At 44.5% G+C, this 436-nt stretch carries 1 protein-coding gene; it reads right to left on the bottom strand.

All coding sequences use genetic code 11. The features are described from left to right. Window positions 1-77 precede the first annotated feature (77 nt). The coding region (locus AQ981_RS27815; RefSeq protein WP_249226400.1) for a hypothetical protein at window positions 78-436 on the bottom strand (359 nt) is incomplete at its 5' end.

Genomic DNA, 436 nt, shown 5'->3' with positions numbered 1-436 from the left:
GATTCGACACCCATATCAAAACCGGTAACTCTCAACCTTTCAAGGCCATGTGTCAGATCAAGTCGCGACTAATACACCTAATAGTAATCCACGGCTAATATCCCAATACTCTGCCCACCAATCGGACCGGTACTAGTTGGCGTGCCACTCAAAGTAACAGTGACGTTCAGGGTGTTATGGGTATCAGTAGATGTCCGTTTAGTCTGCAAAGACTCACCATCAACCGTAACTTTAGCGCTTACCCCTCTACCCAGATCTATCGTATCACGCCCGGAAGTAGAGATATTGGCTAAATACAGATTGTAAGTGACTCCGGATTTATTACAGGCCATTATCGCTGGTTTAGTCATTGAAGGCACAAAACTTGAGGCGATATCAGTTGAAGTCATATTACCAAAATTATAGTCCAGGGAAGCTGTACTCATACCACACCAGT

Source organism: Entomohabitans teleogrylli, assembly GCF_001484765.1.
Taxonomy (GTDB): domain Bacteria; phylum Pseudomonadota; class Gammaproteobacteria; order Enterobacterales; family Enterobacteriaceae; genus Entomohabitans; species Entomohabitans teleogrylli.
Note: the sequence above shows the minus strand (reverse complement) of the source record. Positions and strands in the feature narration are given on the sequence as shown.